Origin of the sequence: Plantactinospora sp. ZYX-F-223 (assembly GCF_039649625.1) — a bacterium.
Lineage (GTDB): Bacteria > Actinomycetota > Actinomycetes > Mycobacteriales > Micromonosporaceae > Plantactinospora.
In genome coordinates, this window is the sequence record NZ_JBDJAV010000190.1 from 1 (window position 1) to 654 (window position 654).

The window sequence follows — 654 nt, forward strand, 5'->3', positions numbered from 1 at the left end:
GCGGTCTTGCTCCTGATGGTCGGTGTAAGGCGTTCGGGGATGGTGCGGATGGTACGGGTTGGGGGGAGGGTGTTGGGGTTTTGTTGTTGGAGCGGTTGTCGGATGCGCGTCGTGGTGGTCGGCGTGTGTTGGGGGTGGTTCGGGGTTCGGCGGTGAATCAGGATGGGGCGTCGAATGGGTTGTCGGCGCCGAGTGGTTTGGCGCAGCAGCGGGTGATTCGGGAGGCGTTGGCGGGTGCGGGTTTGGTGTCGGGGGATGTGGATGCGGTGGAGGGGCATGGTACGGGTACGGCGTTGGGTGATCCGGTTGAGGCGCAGGCGTTGTTGGCGACGTATGGGCGGGGTCGGGCTGTTGATCGGCCGTTGTGGTTGGGGTCGGTGAAGTCGAATTTGGGTCATACGCAGGCGGCTGCGGGTGTTGCTGGTGTGATCAAGATGGTGTTGGCGATGCGTTTCGGGGTGTTGCCGTCGACGTTGTTTGTGGGTGTTCCGTCGTCGTTTGTGGATTGGTCTTCTGGTGGGGTGCGGTTGTTGTCGGAGGCGCGGGAGTGGCCGGTGTCGGGTCGGCCGCGGCGGGCGGGTGTGTCGTCTTTTGGTATTAGTGGGACTAATGCTCATGTGATTGTTGAGCAGGCGCCGGAGGAGAGCGGGCCGG

At 63.6% G+C, this 654-nt stretch carries 1 protein-coding gene; it reads left to right on the forward strand.

The features are described from left to right. Nucleotides 1–654, forward strand: a 654-nt coding sequence (locus AAH979_RS43115) for a polyketide synthase (RefSeq protein ID WP_346263893.1), incomplete at both ends; no start/stop codon positions are given.